Source organism: Synechococcus sp. H70.2 (assembly GCF_047462275.1).
Classification (GTDB): Bacteria; Cyanobacteriota; Cyanobacteriia; order Thermostichales; family Thermostichaceae; genus Thermostichus.
Genome location: NZ_JANSIU010000004.1, coordinates 76,632 through 93,049 on the forward strand (window position 1 = coordinate 76,632; position 16,418 = coordinate 93,049).

Genomic DNA, 16,418 nt, shown 5'->3' on the forward strand with positions numbered 1-16,418 from the left:
GGTTTTCACGGTTTTGCCCAACTGTTGTGCTAGGAGCAAATCGTAAGAAGAATGCGGACGGGCCAGAGCGGGAAGAAAGCCAGATCCCACCCAAAGCAGCACCGCCAGCACAGCTAGCTTCAACAGGTGGGCAACCCCCGAGGGCACACGCATCTCTCTTGCCAGAAAGCTCCGCCCCTATCCTATCAGGATTTGTCCAGGCCCGCCCTTCGCTCGACAGGGATCACGGCTTGGCTCGTCGCACCAGCCAGTAGCTGACGGAGAGGGCTAGCGTCGCTGCTGCCAGCCCAATGAGATCCAGGCCCCCCAGCTTCTCAAAATCGAAAATAATGATCTTGCGCGCCACTGCGATCAAAGAAGTCACAATCACCAGCTCTACCTGCACCACCTGCTTTTGCAAGTAGGCGGTAATGTTCTCGAGAATCTCCAGCGCAATCAAAATATTTAAAAAGAGGCCGAAGATCTCGATCAAAGTGGTAGAGAAAAACCCGATTGGCTCCTGCAGCAGATCAGCTACCAGGAAGCGGGTCAAATCCACCACAGCCACCCCAATCAGCCCAATCATCAAGATAGAAAGCAGCTTCGAGATCAGGCTTTCTAGGCGGATAATGGCCCGCAGAAAGGGATCCTCCTCCTCCGTTTCGTGGGGATTGTGCAAGAGCCACTTGAGAAACCGCATGCCACCCCCCTTTGACGACCCCATTATCTGCCCCAGACGTCTAGGAGGATCGGGATCCCTTGGGGCGATGGTTGCGACACCGCTCAGAACAGTATTTCACCTCCGGCCAACAGTCGGCCCACTTCTTGCGCCAGGTGAAGGGCCTGCCGCAGGTGAGACAGATTTTGCTGGGCAAATCCGACTTTTTTCGGTGGCGAGGCATAGCGCGCTGGAAACGACAACTCTTGAATTAACCCCAATGCCCTAGCCCGTGTTCTGCAACTGCAGGGCTTGCGGCCGGGAACGGCTGCGCAGGGCGGCCTCGATCAGCCCCAAAAAGAGGGGATGGGGGCGGTTGGGGCGGGAGCGAAATTCGGGATGGAACTGGGTGGCAATGAAAAAGGGGTGGCTGGGCAGCTCGATGATTTCCACCAGGCGGTTATCGGGTGAGACACCGCTGATGACGTAGCCGGAGTCCAAAAACAGGCTGCGGTAGGCGTTGTTGAACTCATAGCGATGGCGGTGGCGCTCATAGACAATGGTTTCCCCGTAGAGCTTGGCCGCCAGGGTGTTGGGCAAGATGCGGCAGGGGTAGAGGCCCAGGCGCAGGGTTCCCCCCAGGTGCTCCACATCTTTCTGCTCTGGCAACAGGCTGATGACGGGGTGGGGGGTGTCGGGATCAAACTCGTAGCTGTTGGCCCGCTCCAGACCGGCAATGTGGCATCCCCAGTCGATCACCGCACACTGCATGCCCAGGCACAGCCCCAGAAAGGGAATGCCCCGCTCGCGCACGTAGCGGATGGTGGCCACCTTGCCCTCGATGCCGCGGCTGCCAAACCCCCCCGGCACCACCACGCCGTCCACACCGGCCAGCAGGGCTGCCGGCCCCTGCTCCTCAACTTCTTCAGAAGAGATCCAGCGCAAGGTAACGCCGGCATTGAGGGCCAGGCCCGCATGGCGCAGGGCTTCCGCCACTGAGAGGTAGGCGTCGGTGAGGCGCACGTATTTGCCGACAATGGCAATCTCCACTTGCTCTTGAGGGTGGTGCAGCCGCTGCACCAGGAGCTCCCACTCCCGCAGATCCGGCTGCTGCGGCTCCAGGTTGAGGATCTCCAAAACCCGCTGCGCCAACCCTTCCTGCTCTAGGATCAAGGGCACGTCGTAGATGCTGGGGGCATCCTGCGCCTGGATGACACATTCCACCGGCACGTCGCAAAACTCGGAGATCTTCTCCTTGAGGCCGCGGGGTAGGGGCTGCTCGCAGCGGCACACCAGCACGTCCGGCTGAATCCCAATCGAGCGCAGCTCCTTGACCGAGTGCTGGGTGGGCTTGGTTTTCATTTCCCCTGCCGCCCTGATGAGAGGCACCAGGGTCACGTGCACGTAGGCCACGTTGGCTCGGCCCACGTCTTTGCGAAATTGGCGGATGGCTTCCAGAAAGGGCAAGGACTCAATATCCCCCACCGTGCCTCCCACCTCCACCAGCACCACATCGGCGTTGGTCTCGCGGGCCACCCGCCGGATGCGCTCTTTGATCTCTTGAGTAACGTGGGGGATCACCTGCACTGTGCTGCCCTGGTAGTCGCCCCGCCGCTCCTTGTAGATCACCGCCTGGTAAATGGCGCCGGTGGTGACGTTATTGAGCTTGGACATGTTGGTGTCGGTGAAGCGCTCGTAGTGGCCCAAGTCCAAGTCGGTCTCGGCGCCATCGTCAGTAACGAACACTTCCCCATGCTGGTAGGGGCTCATGGTGCCGGGATCCACGTTGATGTAGGGATCCAGCTTCAAAATTGACACGGTGTAGTTGCGGGACTTGAGCAAACGCCCCAGGCTGGCCGCTACGATCCCCTTGCCAATGCTGGAGACGACTCCGCCGGTGATGAAGACAAACTTGGTCATACCCCGGGTCCCTTGCCCTTTTTTGATTATGGCAGGGATCCCTTAGGGCCGAGAGCGGATGGGGCCGTTGTAGAGGATGGTGGTCTGAAAGGTGCGCCGATCCACCCGCACCTGGGTTTCGATGCTGGGCTGAGTAAAGCCAGGCTCGCCGCCCCGGAAGGTGAAGATCCAGGCATCTGCAAACTCTTCAAACGGTGCATCGATGGCTGCCCCGTGCATAGAGGCCTCGGCGCGGTAGCGCTGCAAGCCCCCGTTGGCAATTTCAGCCGCTTGGCGGGCTAAGTTCTTGGCTCGGTTGAGATCGCGGAAGTAGCGGCTAATCTCCTCAAAAGTCCCCGTCGGCAGCGGCCTTGGCCGGGGGGATGTCGTCGGTACAGGCCGGGGATCCGGCACAATCGGCAAGGTGGGAATATCCTGGCTGGGGGGCAGCGGGATAGGAGTTCGGGAAGTTTCTGGAAAAAGGGGCGTGATCACCTGTGCCTGCGCAGACAGCAGGGATCCCCAGATTAGAACGCTGCCCCCGGCCAGGCAGAGAGGGAAAATGGACTTCATCGGGCCATTCCGGTGGGAATCTTTCAATCCCCACTCTACTGAGCCTCTAGTTAGAAAAGTAGAGGCAAAAGCCCGGCCTCCTTTTCCACCAGCAGCTAGGCGCAACCGGCTTTGTCTTCTCCCGGCGCCTGTTAGCATCCTGAAACCGGATCCTCTTTGCAGAAGTTGCCATGGAGTTTGTCACGCTTGCCGAGACAGGTCTAAAACTTAGCCGCGTGGGGTTGGGCACCTGGAGCATGACCGGGGATTGGTGGGGGCCAGCAGACCCTGAGGAGGCCTATGCCACCCTCCGCAAGGCTATTGACCTAGGTATTACCCTCTTTGACACAGCCCCGGCCTATGGCCGCGGCCTTTCGGAAACGCTTTTGGGACGGGCCATCCGGGATGCCGGCTGCCGGGATCGCGTGGTCATTGCCACCAAGGCCGGCCTGCAGTGGACTAACGGCAAGGTGGTGCGCAACTGCAGCCTAAGTTGGCTAGCTCAGGATCTGGAAAACTCCCTTCGCCGCCTGCAGACGGAGGTGATTGACATCTACCAGGTGCATTGGCCAGATCCCCTAGAACCTTTGGAGGAAACGGCCGCCTTTTTCTGCCGCCTGCTGCAGGAGGGCAAGATCCGCGCCATTGGGGTGAGCAACTTTTCTCCTCAGCAGATGGAGCGTTTTCGCCAGGTGGCTCCCCTGCACACCGTCCAGCCGCCCTATAACCTGTTTGAGCGCCAGATTGAAGCGGACGTTCTGCCCTACTGTCGGGCTAACGGCATTGCTACGCTGATCTACAGTCCCCTCTGCCGGGGACTGTTGGGGGGACGGCTGACGCCCCAAACCAAGTTTCCGCCTGGAGATCTGCGCGGCGGCATCGATCCCAAGTTCGTGGAACCTCGCTACTCCCAGTACTTACAAGCAGTAGAAGAGCTGAGCCAGCTGGCACGGGAGCGCTACGGCAAAACCCTGCCTCAGTTGGCGGTGCGCTGGCTCTTGGATCAGCCGGGAGTGAGTGCAATCCTGTGGGGAGCGCGCAAACGCCAGCAGTTGGATGACCTAGCCGGAGTTTGGGGCTGGTCGCTGGAGGCGGAGGCAAGGCAGGCCATCGACGAGATCCTGCACAGGCATGTTCCCGAACCCATTCCCCCCAGCTTCATGGCTCCTCCTGCCCGCGCAGGGATCCCAGCTTCTCGGAATTGTCCAGAGTGATCCTAAGGATCAAGCAAGAGAAGGACGGAAGAGGTTCTCCTATGGCGCTGCAAGGGGTGATCCTAAGCTGGAGCGGCATAGTGGCCGACGATGAGGGGCTGCACCTCTCCGCCATCAACCAGGTGCTGCTGGAGGAGAACTTGCGTCCCTGGGATCTAGGATCCCCTGCCCAAAAGGAGCTCTACCGGCTGCACTACCTAGGCCGATCCGATCGGGAGCGCCTGCCCGCCCTTTGGCAAGCCCAGGGGCGGGTGCTCAGCCCCAAGCAGCGAGAAGAGTTGCTGCACCGCAAGGCCCTGTACTACCGGCAGGCGTTGCAGGAGCAGAAGGGATCCCTTCTTGTCCCCGGCTTGGTGGAGACTCTAGAGAGGCTGGAGCGGCTGCAGCTCAAGGTGGGCCTAGTGAGCGGCCACGCTGCTGCTGAGGTGGAGGCCTTTCTAGAACGCTTCCCCTGTCCGCTCCTGGCCCAGCTGACCGACCATTTCCGGTACCGTGTGACCGGCGAGGAGATGGATCCTGACCTGGGTTCAGGGCAGCTGCACCGTCTGCTCCTAGAGCGGATGGGGCTCTCCCCTCAGGAGTGCCTGAGCTTTGAAGCCACCTACGCCGGCATGCAAGCAGCTCGCTCCCAAGGGATCCCGGTCTTGGCCCTGGCCACTTTCTTTCCTTTGCACATGCTGCAGCGGCGGGCCAACTGGGCAGTGGATGGCTACCCCCAAGTGGAATGGGAGCGCCTCCAGAGGTGGTTTGCCACTGGCCAAGACCGGCCTGCCCAAGCCGCCTGAGGATCCCCTTAGGGCAGGATCAGCATGCCGTCCCCAAAGGAATAGAAGCGATAGCCCTGCTCAATAGCCTCTTGGTAGAGATCCAGTAGCCTCTGCCGCCCAATCAGCGCTGCCACCAACATCATTAGGCTGGAGCGGGGCAGGTGGAAGTTGGTGATTAGGCCCTGCACCACCCGCCAGCAGTAGCCAGGGTAGATGAAGAGGTCGCTCTTCCCCTGCCAGGGCTGCAGGGTGCCGGAGAGGGCTGCCGTTTCCAGCGCCCGCACCACGGTTGTTCCCACGGCAATCACCCGCCTTCCCTGCGCTTGGGCTGCCCGAACGGCAGCTACGGTTTCCGCCGGCACCTTGAGCCACTCGCTGTGCAAGTGGTGGTCAGTGACTCGTTCTGCCTCCACGGGGCGGAAGGTGCCTAGGCCAATGTTCAGGGTGATGAAGGCGGTTTGGATCCCCTTTTGAGCCAAGCGCTCCAAGAGCTGGGGGGTAAAGTGCAGGCCGGCGGTGGGGGCGGCCACTGAGCCTGGTTGCCTAGCCCAAACAGTTTGATAGTCTTCAGGTCGGACTCCCGCCTCCGCCGGATTAAGGGTGTGGGCAGCCTTGATGTAAGGGGGAAGCGGGATCCGCCCCACCCGCTCCAAGATCTTCTCAAAGGGATCCGCTCCTTCCCAGGTAAACCGCATCACCCGGCCACTGGTCTCCGCATCCACAGCAAGTACCGTGCCCATCAGTTCCGCCGGGGATCCCTGGTGATCCCAAAACCGGATCTGATCCCCCACCTTGACCCGCTTGCCTGGTCTAACCAAGACCCGCCAGATTTGCTCCTGCTGGAAGGTGTTAGCTGGGATCCCTGGCAACTCAGGCTCCAGCAGCAAAACCTCTACCCGTGCCCCAAAAGAGTCTTTTCCCGGCAAGACCTTGGCTCCCCACAGCCGGGCCGGAATTACCTTGGTGTCATTGAGAACCAGCAGATCCCCGCTCTGCAGGTAGTCAGGCAGGTCGCAGAAGCGGCGGTGCTCATGCCTATCTGGGTACACCACCAACATCCGCGCTTGATCCCGCGGCTCCACCGGTTTTTGCGCGATGCGGTCAGGAGGTAGAAAGTAGTCGTAGGCAGCAGTTAGGAGATCCGGGTTGGACTCTTCAACGCTCCCTGCAAGGGGGCCGGGTTGAGCTGGACCAGCTAGGGGTGGAAAAGGATCCGTCATGACCAAAAAGAGGTTTCCCAGACTTCAGGATCCAGCCTAGCCCTCTGCTCTGGGCTGGCTATCTCCCCCTACAGCCCCTGTAAAATGGCGTTGGCTTCTTGGGGAGCTCCGCTATGGCCAGCCATTCCATGCCTCCTTCTGCGAGGGAGTGCTCACCGCAGCAGGCAAAAGTGTGGCTACAAGGGCTGCTGGGCATTGCCTGGGCCGATGGAGAATATAGCCCCGAAGAGCAGCGACTCATTGAAGATCTCATCCGCTCCGACTGGCCAGAAGTGGAGGGGAAGGATCTATCCCCCCTATCCCCGGAGGAGTTGGCAGCCCAACTGCAACCGGAGCTGCGGGAAGATTTCCTACGTACGGCCGTGATGACCGCCATTGCCGACGGCGTGTATTCCAAAGCAGAGGATCGGCTCCTGCAGCGGTTTGCCGCCGCCTTGGGGCTGGAGCTACCCCAGCTCCATCTGCTCAAAACCACCTTGGTCGACAAGGGTTCTGCTGCGCCTTCCCCAGGAGGTGCTCCAGCCGAGAGCGGTTACACCGACCTTTTGGCTCCCTTGCGTTCCTGGCTGGACGGGATCCAAGTCCGCAATCCCCAGGTGGCCCGCTTCCTGTGCCGCCTGATCCCTGCCCGGTGTCCCTTCGAGCGGGATGTGGTGCTGTTTGGCCGCAAGGTGATGCACATTCCCCCCTTGTGCAAACTCAACCCCCTCTACGACCAGGTGGTGGCCCTGCGCTTCCGCGCTCTCTCTTTTTTGGCAGAACGCGGAGAAGATATTAGCCAGTACATAGGATAGCTGGGTGGCCCCGTACTGTAGGGCGGGGCGGAAAAGCCCGTAAGCAGCTTTGGTTGCCAACCAAAAATGCGGCTTGCTTATGGGTACAGCTTGCCAGCCAGCTTCCTGGAGGCAAACGAAAAACCCGACCGGTGGCAAGCCTCTGGGCGGGTAGGGTATCAAAGGCGAAGAGGGGGTTCCGGCCCAACTTGCTAAAGTCAACCTTAGGGCTTGGCCTCAAGGAACTGGGGGGGGCGTTTTACTGCGCAAGAATCCCCCGACTTAAGTCAGCGGGAGGGTCAATAGCCCCAAGTCCGCAACCCTGCTCAAGCGGCAAGGCAGAGAACGGCGGCAGCAGCTGCCCAGGCAAGAGTGAACCCTTTTTAGCCACACAACAGGCCTGAAGAGGTGGGCGTTCTCTCAACGGGGGCAGCTTCTGTACTCCCAGGGCGATAGAAGCAGGGGCCAAGCTTCCAGATTGGCCACAAATGGCTGCATATCCACCCGGACCCTAGCCAGTTGTAGGCTCTGGTGGGTTGCTTGCCAACTGCAGGGCTGCTGTTCCCTCCTCAAGCCCGCAGGTGGTCTGGAGGACAAGGGTCGGGTAGTCTTCTGTCTCTCCCCGAGGGATCGTCTCCCTCCTGGCGGCTGCTTCTGCTGAGCTGGGAGCTATCCCCTCTGCGGGCAACCAGCCCAACAAGGGCAAGGGCAGGAGGGTAGAGAGATTGGTTACTACCAACAATAGCCCCAGGTTGCTGAAATTGCTTTCGGTTACTCCTAGCGCGTGCATGAGCAGGGATCCCAGCTCCTGGGAGAGAAACCCCGCCAAGTTGAAGGCCGACATCAAGAGGGCAAAAAAGGTAGCCTCAACCCCTGGCGGGCAAAGGCGGGCGGCCAGAACCAGCACTGGCATAAAGGCAATTTGCCCTGCCACCGTCAACACCAGGCTATCCCCGAGGCTAAACCAGTGATCGTCGAGGCCCCAGGCGCGGTTGAGGTGATAGACCAAAATCAGAGTGGTCAGGCCCAGCCCTGCTGAAATGACTGTCATCCAGCCAAAGAGGGGCCGCAGGGGGATCTGTCGTAGATACACCTGAAAGATCCCCACCCCTGCCAAGCTGGCAATGCTGGTAACCAGCCGCACCTGGCCCAGAAACTCCGGCCCAAAGCCAAGCTCGTTGGTTACAAAATAAAACAGGGCTACGTCGGCACTGGGAGTTGCCTGCCAGACAAACACAAACAGCACCGGTAGGAAAATGCTGGGCTGCCGCAGCGCTTGCCACACCCGACCCACCTGTTGCTGCAAGGGATCCCAGCCCCAAGAGCTGGCTACAGGCTGATCCCCAATTACCCAGGCAGCCAGGGCAATCAGCAAGGGCAACAGAGCTGTTAGCCCAAACACCACTTGGGGAGGGTAGTGGGCCAAGAGCGCGCCTCCGGCATAGGCGGTGAGCAGGGATCCCAGAGCTGTTGCCCCCCATGTCAAAGACTGCAGCGTGCCCGTTCCCGCCCAGTCACTGCCCTGCACCCGCTCCACCACCAGCGAATCGACGATGACATCCCCCACCGCCACTGCTAGGGATCCCAAAACCATCCACAGCACAGCCAGCTCCGCTGTCGGTGCCCCCCAAGCCATCCCCAGCCAAGCCCCGCACCCCAACACCCCCGCAAGCAGGAGGTAAGGACGGCGCCGGTAGCCCGCCAGCGGCAGCGTATCCGACAGGAGTCCGTAAAGAGGCTTGAGGGTCCAGGGAATTACAGCCAGGCCCATCAACGCCGCTGCCTGCGCTGGACTGAGGCCCAGGCTATCCTTCAAGTAAAAGCTGGTGGCTAGCCTTGCCAGTCCTACCGCCCCCTGCACAAAATACACCAGCAGGATCCCAAACAGTTCCGGAGTCCAATGGATCTCTTGGAAGGGGTCGAGAGCCGATTGGCGTAGCCGTTGCAGGAAGAGAAGGATCATGAGCGTTTGTGTCTTGCGTTACTGAATTGTTGGGGTCCTGCTGGGTAGGACCCCTCAGGTTCGGGGCTTTGCCGCAACAATAGGAAAAGTTAGCTAAGAACTTCTTTACACTGTAACCTGCCCCCTGACCTACCACTGCAATTTTCCAGAGGCCTGTTGTTCTAGGCGCCAGCAGTACTTTTGCAAAAGCTGCCTTGGGTGAACATGATCGACAATGCAAGGGATCCTTTCTTGACTGCCCATGAGCTGGCAACGCCCTGATGGCCGCACAGCTGCCCAATTGCGCCCGATTTCCTTTCAGCGCCACTTCACCCGCTACGCTCCTGGCTCAGTGCTGGTGAAGTTTGGCGATACCCATGTTCTCTGCACCGCCACCGTGGCTGAAGAGGTCCCCCCTTTTTTACAAAACACCGGCCAAGGCTGGTTGACGGCAGAGTACCGCCTGCTGCCCACCGCCACCCAACAGCGCCAGCCGCGGGAGGTGCTCAAGCTCTCCGGCCGCACCGCCGAGATCCAGCGGCTGATTGGGCGCAGTCTGCGCGCTGCTTTGGATCTCCAGAAACTGGGATCCCGCACCATCACCATCGATGCCGACGTGCTGCAGGCCGATGGCAGCACCCGTACCGCCGCGATTACCGGTGGCTATGTAGCCCTGCATGATGCCATCACCTGGCTCTACAAACAGGGGCTGCTGGATCCGGCACAGGGATCGCCGTTGCGGCAGCAGGTGGCAGCCCTTTCGGTGGGGATTGTGCAAGGGGAGGTGCTGCTGGATCTCTGCTACGAGGAAGACAGCCAAGCGGAAGTGGATATGAACGTGGTTATGAACGAGCAGGGAGCCTTAATCGAGATTCAGGGGACTGCTGAAGCCAGCTGCTTCGACCGCTCGCAACTGTTGCAAATGTTAGACCTGGCCCAGGCCGGCATCCAGAAACTGCTCCAGGCCCAGCGGGACGCCTTAAACTCGTAGCCAACGGATCCTTTGTCGGCTTGTGAGCCTAGGCCCAGCCGAGGAGCGGGGGCTTTTTGACGATTTGATGAAGGGGAGATAACTTTATAAAGCAGCTGCAAATTAGGGTGAGTAGCCAAGGTAATCGCTGCTTGGGTGGCCTGAAAAGACGAGGCCGGAGGAGCTTCTATGTCCCATTTTCTCTTTGCAGCGGCGGAACTGGCACCTCTACTCCGGCAGCAAAGTCGGCAGTTTACCACTGGCTACCTCCACCTTTACCTCAAGAGGGGGGATCCCGCCGCGGAACCAGAGCCTTGGGTGCTGACCTACTACTGCGGCCGGCTGCTCTTTTCCGCTGATCAGCCCCTTGGAGCCCCAATTCTGCTGCAGCGCCTATCGCGCTTTATCCCTCGCCTCAACCTAGAGTGGTCCCAACGGGTTATCCGGGTGCTGCGGGAGCGGCTGCTCCGAGACAGCCCCCTGCCGGAGTTGCTGGAGGTGATGGCCGAGCTGGGTTTAATAAAGCCAGGCGAGGTGGAAGACGCCCTCTGGCTTAACTTGCTCACCGATTTTGATCGCTACCTATTCGAGCGGGCGGGCACCTGTTACTTCGAGGTGCAGGAACGGGTTGCCCAGGAGGCACCCATTGGCGGGTTTGAGCTGGAGCCCCTGCTGCAAGAAGCTGCCCGCCGCCACGATCGCTGGGCAGAACTAAAGGTGGCCATCCCCAGCCTTCTGGCGGTGCCCGTGGTTAACTGGGAGCGGGTCAATCGCTATCGCCTTAGCGACGAACAGCGCCAAAAGCTTCATGCTCTTACCAAAGATGGCCAGTCGCTGGAGGCCATTGCCCAAAAGCTCTGTCGGGATCGGCTGGAGGTAGCTGGCCTCTTTGCCGCTTGGGTCAAAAAAGGGCTGGTGAGCTTACAAACTTCTCCCGAGCTGCTGCCCCCCCAGCGCCCTACCCCCCTCACCCTCTTGGCGGTAGATGACAGCGTTGTTATGCAGGAGATCCTGCGCCAGTACCTGCCCAAGTATCGGGTCATTACAACCGGCAACCCCGCTGAGGTGCTCCCCCTCTTGTTCCAGTACCGGCCTCACCTGCTACTAATGGACATCGCCATGCCCGGGATGGATGGCCTGGAGCTCTGCCGCATCGTGCGCAGCCTGGAAGAGTTCAAGTCTCTCCCTATCCTGATGGTGACCGCACGGGACGGCCTGTTGGATCGCATCCGCGGCAAGTGGTCGGGAGCAACCGGCTACCTGACCAAGCCTTTTAGCGAAAGCCAGCTCAATGCCGAGGTGGAGCGACTCTTGGCCCAGCAGCAAGATCACCCCCCGCGCTCTCCTCGAGGAGCCAAAACCAACCCGGGATCCCTTTTCCCCTTCGAGGATCAGGCCAAGGCCTAGAAGGAGAGCCAACAAAGCCATGTTTACGGGTCTGGTGCGCAGTTTGGGTACAGCTCAGTTGATCTCCTCTTCTCAGGTACGGGTTACCTGCCCAGAGCTGCAGCCACAGTTGGCCTATGGGGACAGCGTGGCGGTAGACGGCCTTTGCCTGACGGTAGTGGAGATCCTGCCCGATGGCTTCTTGGCAGATGTCTCCCCGGAAACCCTGCGCCGCTCGACTTGGGGCCAGGGATCCCGCGGCCCGCGCCTAGTTAACCTAGAGCCAGCCCTGCGGGTGGGGGACAAGTTAGGGGGACATTTCGTCAGCGGCCATATCGATGGGGTGGGGCGACTGTGCGAACAAGCAGCTAGCGGCAACGCCTGGGAACTGAGCTTTGAGGTGCCGGCGGCAATTGGCCGCTACATCGTGCCCAAGGGCAGTGTGGCGGTAAACGGCGTCAGCCTAACCATTGCCGAGGTGCGCCAAGGGGGGTGTTGGTTTAAGGTGGCGGTGATCCCTCACACCTACCGCGAGACCAACCTCTCCCTACTGCAAGTGGGGGATCTGGTAAATGTGGAGGCAGATCTCTTGGGCAAATATGTGGAAAAATTGTTGGGCCTGGCTTGGCCGGAGAGCGGCATCTCCCTGGAGTTTCTAGCGGAGCACGGCTACATTTAGGTCCCAGGAAGTCCCAGCCGACCCTACCCCATGATCCCTCCCCAAGAAGCCGAATGCCTGCGCGGCGTCACCATCTATTTGATTGGCATGATGGGCAGCGGCAAATCCACCCTGGGGGCGGAGCTGGCCGCCCAGTTGCGCCGCCCCTTTTTTGATACCGATGCTCTGGTGGAGCAGGTGGCCGGCTGTTCAATAGCCCAGATCTTTGCCGAGCAGGGAGAAGCCCACTTCCGAGAGCTGGAAACCCAGGTGTTGGCCCAACTGAGTGGCTACACTCGTCTGGTCATTGCCACCGGCGGCGGCATTGTGCTGCGACCCAAAAATTGGAGCTACCTGCACCACGGCCTTACCGTTTGGCTGGATGCGACCCCAGAGCTCATTTGGCAGCGACTGAGACGGGATCCCGGCCACCGCCCCCTGCTGCAAACTCCTGCTCCCCGCGCTACTTTGCAGAAGCTAATGCAGGAGCGGGAACCCTTCTACGCCCAGGCCGATGTACGCGTGCGTATCTCCAGGGAAATTAGCCCACCGCAGTTGGCCGAAGAGGTTTGGCAGGCCATCCGCGCTCGTCTGCGAGAGGGAAACCCCTAAGTCCTCTGCCGACACCACTGCCCAGGGGCAGGCAGCCTCAGCTGGTTCTGCCTAGGGATCCCTAGTGTTCTAGGATGGGGAGGGGTAGGGCCGAGGACCATTTGCCTAACAAGAGGGAGGGCGTTGTGGTGCAAGCTAGAATTTTGTTTGCGGCGGCAGAGGTTGCTCCCCTCGCAAAGGTAGGAGGCATGGCGGATGTGGTGGGATCCCTGCCCATTGCCTTGCGCAAGCTAGGGCAGGATGTGCGCATCATCATGCCCCTCTATGGGTTTCTCTGGGACAAGTTTGGCCAGGAACCAGGGCAATACCCCCGCTCTAAGGATCCCATCTGGTCGAAGCAGGTCATGGGCCAGGTGGCTGATATCTACGAAAGCGTTTTACCCGGCACCGATGTCCCCCTTTACCTGGTCAGCCACTACTGTTTTGCCCCCCACCGCATCTATTACGGCGAGGACGAGTTCTGGCGCTTTACTTTTTTTGCCAACGCCGTAGCCGAATTTGCCTGGACCTACTACCCCTGGCGGCCCAACATCATCCACTGCCACGACTGGCACACCGGCATGATCCCGGCCTGGATGCACCAGGCTCCTGACATCGGTACTGTCTTTACCATTCACAACCTGGCCTATCAAGGACCTTGGCGTTGGCAACTGGAACGCATGACCTGGCTGCCCTGGTATTTTTCCGCTCCCAATGCCATGGCTGCCGGGATCCTCTACGCCGACCAGGTAACCACGGTTTCGCCCACCTACGCCCTGGAGATCCGCACCAGTGTCTATGGAGAAGGCCTCCAGGATCTGCTGGCCTGGAAGGGGGAACGCCTGTGGGGGATCTTGAATGGGATCGACACCGAGAAGTTTGATCCCCGCACCGATCCCCATCTAGCCGCCAACTTCAGCATTGACGACCTCAGCGGTCGAGCGGTGAACAAGGCCGTGCTGCAGGCCCGCGTGGGCTTGACCGTCAACCCCGATGTGTTTTTGATGGGGATGGTGGCGCGTTTGGTGGAACAAAAGGGGATCGACCTGCTTATCCAAACCTTGGATCGCTTCTTGGCCTACAGTGACTCGCAATTTGTCCTGCTGGGCAGCGGCGAAGCCTACTACGAAGGACGGATGCAGGAGATGGCCGAGCGGCACCCAGGCCGAGTGGCCTACCAACGGGGTTACCAGCCCCAACTGGCCCAGTTGATCTATGGGGGAGCAGATGTCTTTTTAATGCCCAGCCGCTTCGAGCCCTGTGGCATTAGCCAGATGATTGCCATGCGCTACGGGTGTGTGCCCATCGTCCGCCGCACGGGGGGGTTGGTGGATACGGTCAGCCACCATATTCCCAGCAAAGGGATTGGCACTGGCTACTGCTTTGACCGCTACGAGGCTTTGGACTTCTACACCTGTCTGGCGCGGGCCTGGGAGGCGTTTCAGCACAAAGACACCTGGCAAGCACTGCAAAAGCGGGGCATGGCCAGCGATTTCAGTTGGCGCCGCTCCGCCTTGCAATACCTGCGCCTGTACGAGCGGATTATGAACTTGCCCCTGTTGCCAGAAACCCTCTCGGCTCAACCGGATCCCTTCCCGGCCAGTTCCCCGCCGTCTGAAGAGCTGCCTCCTCGGCAATCCCCTCTGGAGGAGGCCCCTGAGCTGCAGCAGAGTCAGAAGTAAGGTAGAGTAGAACGGGTTAGCACGGTTTCGAGGGTTCCTGGCCCATGTTCCGACCACCCCCTGCTGGTGCTGGCAAGAGTCGACCTACTTTCCGTGGGCTTGCCTTTCGGCCCCGCTCTTGGTTGCAGTTGGCCTTTGGTCTCTTGCTGGGCTTGGGGCTGGGTGTCAGCTCGAGTTTCTGGGCTACAGCTCAAGAACTGCCTGCTGCTAGCCAGCAGCTTATTCCCAATCCCCAGCAGTTTCGTGCCCTAGAACAGCCCAGCAGCGCCCTTAGCGCCTTGCGAGCCGAACAGTTGGCTGCTGAGGCGGATGCCGCCATCCAGGCCCAAAACTACGACCGGGCCATTGAGCTCCTGCAACAGGTGTTCAACGCCTACAACCAGCGCTCCAACTACCACCAGGATCTCTCCCGGGCTTTTGCCGGCATCCAAAACCGCATCTCCGAAGAGCAGCGGGAGCTGGCCCGCGTTGCCGCCCAGGCTCGGGATCAAGCCGCCTATGATCTAGCCGTGGTCTATCGGGCTGCCGGCCGTCCTGAGGAGGCCGTGGGCTGGCTGATCCAGGTCATCAAGAGCCAGACCCCAACCCGGGAGCTAGGCACCCAGGCCTACCAGCAGCTTCTCGAGATTGGCTTTGTCAGCACCCCCTTCCCCTAGGGCCCCTCTCCCAGCTGCCGATAGAAAGCTAGCGCCGTTTGCCCGTAGGCCCGCTGGTCCAAGCGCAGCAGGGATCCCACCTGCTCCGGTAACTTTTGGCCACTGCGATGCTCGACAATCAAGGTTCCACCTGGCTTGAGCAAGGGCGGGATGAGCGGCAGGAGGGGGGTGTACAGGCCGGCATCATAGGGGGGAGCAAAGTAGACGTAATCAAACGGATCCAAAGCGAGACCTCGACTGAGCAGCTTGCGGGCATCTCCCTGAATCACCTGGAAAGATTGTCCAGGCTTGGCCACCTTGGCCCAGTTGGCCTGGATGAGGCGACAGGCTGGCGCGGCAATCTCGATGCCAGCCACGAAGGCTGCTCCCTGGCACAGGGCTTCTGCCCCTACCGTGCCAGCCCCACAGCAGAGATCCAGCCAGCGACAGCCCTCCACCTGCCCCCGCAGGATGTTAAACAGAGCTTGCCTCACCCGCCCAGGGGTAGGCCGAGTTCCCAGGCCAGGGGGGGTTTGCAGCGTCTGTTTGCCACTGATGCGCAGGCCCATTGGTGTTAGGGAGAGGGAGTTGGTGTAGGCAACTGGCCGGTCAACCCACTGCGCTGGGCGGCGCGATCCCGCTCCATCTGGATTTGCTCCACCAGGGCTTGCGGCAACTGGGCAGCGGCCTGCAAAGCCTGGTCAAAAAGGGGGACGGCTTCCCGGTCTTGACCCTTGGCAGCCAGGATCTGGGCCTTGAGGTAGTAAAGTTCAGGGTTGTTACAGGAAACTGCAATTGCCCGATCCACCGCCGCCAGCGCCTCGTCATAGCGTTGCATATCCCGGTAGGCCAGCGCTTGACCGCGGTAGGCTAAATACTCAGGCGCTGCCAGACGAAATTGGTTCAAAGCCTTCTCGCGGTAGGTCAGCAACAAGTCAATATAGCCGTTGAGAAGATTTAGCTCCGGGTCACTGCTGTCTACTGCTTGGGCAGCGCGGATGGCTGCAAACAATTGGTTGAGGGTGGGCAATGCCTTAGGCAAGCCAAGCACCACCCCTTCCCGCACCACAATGTTGGCTGCTTCCAACCCGTAGCCCACGCCCTCGTACAGGTTGCCGCGTAAGGGATCCGTCTTCTTCAGCTCGGCAGCCACTTGGCGGGTTTGGGTGGCCAACTGGGCGAAAGACTCCAGATCCCCCTCTTGGTAGGCCAGGGCTGCCAGCAAGGCGTAGACCATTGGCTCTTGGGGAGAAGCCTGTCGGGCCCTCTCTAGCTTTTCCCGGCTCTGGGTATAGCGGCCTGCGCAGAAAAACTCCTCAAAGGCGGCAGCCACCTCAGGGCTAATGGGGCGAGTGTTGGCCCCACTGCGGAAGGGATCCTGCGCCCAAACTGGCGCAGCCGCCCGCCCCCCCCCGCCCCGCCGGCCCCCCCGCGTGCCGCAGGGGCCTAACCCAGAGCAGGTCACTCCCCCAACCCCCACCGCCCCGAGAAC

At 60.6% G+C, this 16,418-nt stretch carries 17 protein-coding genes; 9 read left to right on the forward strand and 8 right to left on the reverse strand.

The features are described 5' to 3' along the window. Positions 1-223: 223 nt before the first annotated feature. From NW822_RS05365 to NW822_RS05380, 4 genes are read right to left on the reverse strand one after another with little or no spacing between them, the layout of a single operon-like run. The gene (locus tag NW822_RS05365; protein WP_414362689.1) at positions 224-679 is read right to left on the reverse strand and encodes a phosphate-starvation-inducible PsiE family protein; all 456 of its coding nucleotides are present in this window, start codon (positions 677-679) and stop codon (positions 224-226) included. Between the two features lie 40 nt (positions 680-719). Continuing rightward, the gene (locus NW822_RS05370) at positions 720-881 is read right to left on the reverse strand and encodes a DUF2256 domain-containing protein (RefSeq protein ID WP_414403766.1); all 162 of its coding nucleotides are present in this window, start codon (positions 879-881) and stop codon (positions 720-722) included. 41 nt (positions 882-922) lie between these two features. Continuing rightward, the gene (locus tag NW822_RS05375) at positions 923-2,557 is read right to left on the reverse strand and encodes a CTP synthase (protein ID WP_414403767.1); all 1,635 of its coding nucleotides are present in this window, start codon (positions 2,555-2,557) and stop codon (positions 923-925) included. 42 nt (positions 2,558-2,599) lie between these two features. After that, a complete protein-coding gene (locus tag NW822_RS05380; protein WP_414403768.1) occupies positions 2,600-3,109 on the reverse strand; it encodes a hypothetical protein in 510 nt (169 codons plus the stop codon). A 170-nt stretch (positions 3,110-3,279) separates the two neighbouring features. On the opposite strand from NW822_RS05380, the gene NW822_RS05385 reads away from it, so the two are divergent. Together NW822_RS05385 and NW822_RS05390 are read left to right on the forward strand one after the other, a co-directional pair. Next, complete coding sequence (locus NW822_RS05385; protein ID WP_414403769.1) at positions 3,280-4,302, forward strand: aldo/keto reductase; 1,023 nt, start codon at positions 3,280-3,282, stop codon at positions 4,300-4,302. A gap of 41 nt (positions 4,303-4,343) precedes the next feature. Next, a complete protein-coding gene (locus NW822_RS05390; RefSeq protein ID WP_414366372.1) occupies positions 4,344-5,087 on the forward strand; it encodes an HAD family hydrolase in 744 nt (247 codons plus the stop codon). Between the two features lie 8 nt (positions 5,088-5,095). Here NW822_RS05390 and queA read toward each other — a convergent pair whose 3' ends face one another. Beyond that, on the reverse strand, positions 5,096-6,289 hold the full coding sequence (gene queA, locus NW822_RS05395) for a tRNA preQ1(34) S-adenosylmethionine ribosyltransferase-isomerase QueA (protein ID WP_414362683.1): 1,194 nt from the start codon (positions 6,287-6,289) through the stop codon (positions 5,096-5,098). Positions 6,290-6,402: 113 nt separating this feature from the next. Between queA and NW822_RS05400 the strand changes: the two genes are divergently transcribed. Next, the gene (locus NW822_RS05400) at positions 6,403-7,083 is read left to right on the forward strand and encodes a Mo-dependent nitrogenase C-terminal domain-containing protein (RefSeq protein WP_414362682.1); all 681 of its coding nucleotides are present in this window, start codon (positions 6,403-6,405) and stop codon (positions 7,081-7,083) included. A gap of 490 nt (positions 7,084-7,573) precedes the next feature. Here NW822_RS05400 and NW822_RS05405 read toward each other — a convergent pair whose 3' ends face one another. Continuing rightward, on the reverse strand, positions 7,574-9,025 hold the full coding sequence (locus NW822_RS05405; RefSeq protein WP_414362681.1) for a folate/biopterin family MFS transporter: 1,452 nt from the start codon (positions 9,023-9,025) through the stop codon (positions 7,574-7,576). Positions 9,026-9,266: 241 nt separating this feature from the next. Here NW822_RS05405 and rph point away from each other — a divergent pair, with 241 nt between their 5' ends. The 6 genes from rph to NW822_RS05435 all read left to right on the forward strand — a co-directional run bounded on the left by rph (position 9,267) and on the right by NW822_RS05435 (position 14,947). Continuing rightward, positions 9,267-9,995 (forward strand): ribonuclease PH, encoded by a 729-nt coding sequence (gene rph, locus NW822_RS05410; protein WP_414362680.1) that lies wholly within the window; start codon positions 9,267-9,269, stop codon positions 9,993-9,995. A 168-nt stretch (positions 9,996-10,163) separates the two neighbouring features. Next, entirely contained in the window at positions 10,164-11,381 is a 1,218-nt protein-coding gene (locus NW822_RS05415) for a response regulator (protein WP_414362679.1), read from the forward strand. Positions 11,382-11,400: 19 nt separating this feature from the next. Continuing rightward, positions 11,401-12,039 (forward strand): riboflavin synthase, encoded by a 639-nt coding sequence (locus tag NW822_RS05420; protein WP_414362678.1) that lies wholly within the window; start codon positions 11,401-11,403, stop codon positions 12,037-12,039. 30 nt (positions 12,040-12,069) lie between these two features. Continuing rightward, complete coding sequence (locus NW822_RS05425; RefSeq protein WP_414362677.1) at positions 12,070-12,630, forward strand: shikimate kinase; 561 nt, start codon at positions 12,070-12,072, stop codon at positions 12,628-12,630. 188 nt (positions 12,631-12,818) lie between these two features. After that, positions 12,819-14,291, forward strand: a complete 1,473-nt coding sequence (glgA, locus tag NW822_RS05430) for a glycogen synthase GlgA (RefSeq protein ID WP_414362713.1) — start codon at positions 12,819-12,821, stop codon at positions 14,289-14,291. A 44-nt stretch (positions 14,292-14,335) separates the two neighbouring features. After that, the gene (locus NW822_RS05435) at positions 14,336-14,947 is read left to right on the forward strand and encodes a hypothetical protein (protein WP_414362676.1); all 612 of its coding nucleotides are present in this window, start codon (positions 14,336-14,338) and stop codon (positions 14,945-14,947) included. Here the strand turns inward: NW822_RS05435 and rsmD are convergent. Continuing rightward, complete coding sequence (gene rsmD / locus NW822_RS05440; RefSeq protein WP_414362675.1) at positions 14,944-15,495, reverse strand: 16S rRNA (guanine(966)-N(2))-methyltransferase RsmD; 552 nt, start codon at positions 15,493-15,495, stop codon at positions 14,944-14,946. The genes NW822_RS05435 and rsmD overlap by 4 nt on opposite strands. A gap of 5 nt (positions 15,496-15,500) precedes the next feature. Beyond that, entirely contained in the window at positions 15,501-16,406 is a 906-nt protein-coding gene (locus tag NW822_RS05445; RefSeq protein ID WP_414403859.1) for a Sll0314/Alr1548 family TPR repeat-containing protein, read from the reverse strand. Between the last annotated feature and the right edge of the window lie 12 nt (positions 16,407-16,418).

Coding starts and splice junctions, on each gene's coding strand:
- NW822_RS05375 (WP_414403767.1), bottom strand. CDS start 2,557: ATGACCAAGTTTGTCTTCATCACCGGCGGAGTCGTCTCCAGCATTGGC.
- NW822_RS05425 (WP_414362677.1), top strand. CDS start 12,070: ATGATCCCTCCCCAAGAAGCCGAATGCCTGCGCGGCGTCACCATCTAT.
- NW822_RS05380 (WP_414403768.1), bottom strand. CDS start 3,109: ATGAAGTCCATTTTCCCTCTCTGCCTGGCCGGGGGCAGCGTTCTAATC.
- queA (WP_414362683.1), bottom strand. CDS start 6,289: ATGACGGATCCTTTTCCACCCCTAGCTGGTCCAGCTCAACCCGGCCCC.
- NW822_RS05435 (WP_414362676.1), top strand. CDS start 14,336: ATGTTCCGACCACCCCCTGCTGGTGCTGGCAAGAGTCGACCTACTTTC.
- NW822_RS05370 (WP_414403766.1), bottom strand. CDS start 881: ATGCCTCGCCACCGAAAAAAGTCGGATTTGCCCAGCAAAATCTGTCTC.
- rsmD (WP_414362675.1), bottom strand. CDS start 15,495: ATGGGCCTGCGCATCAGTGGCAAACAGACGCTGCAAACCCCCCCTGGC.
- NW822_RS05415 (WP_414362679.1), top strand. CDS start 10,164: ATGTCCCATTTTCTCTTTGCAGCGGCGGAACTGGCACCTCTACTCCGG.
- NW822_RS05365 (WP_414362689.1), bottom strand. CDS start 679: ATGCGGTTTCTCAAGTGGCTCTTGCACAATCCCCACGAAACGGAGGAG.
- glgA (WP_414362713.1), top strand. CDS start 12,819: ATGGCGGATGTGGTGGGATCCCTGCCCATTGCCTTGCGCAAGCTAGGG.
- NW822_RS05390 (WP_414366372.1), top strand. CDS start 4,344: ATGGCGCTGCAAGGGGTGATCCTAAGCTGGAGCGGCATAGTGGCCGAC.
- rph (WP_414362680.1), top strand. CDS start 9,267: ATGAGCTGGCAACGCCCTGATGGCCGCACAGCTGCCCAATTGCGCCCG.
- NW822_RS05405 (WP_414362681.1), bottom strand. CDS start 9,025: ATGATCCTTCTCTTCCTGCAACGGCTACGCCAATCGGCTCTCGACCCC.
- NW822_RS05400 (WP_414362682.1), top strand. CDS start 6,403: ATGGCCAGCCATTCCATGCCTCCTTCTGCGAGGGAGTGCTCACCGCAG.
- NW822_RS05385 (WP_414403769.1), top strand. CDS start 3,280: ATGGAGTTTGTCACGCTTGCCGAGACAGGTCTAAAACTTAGCCGCGTG.
- NW822_RS05420 (WP_414362678.1), top strand. CDS start 11,401: ATGTTTACGGGTCTGGTGCGCAGTTTGGGTACAGCTCAGTTGATCTCC.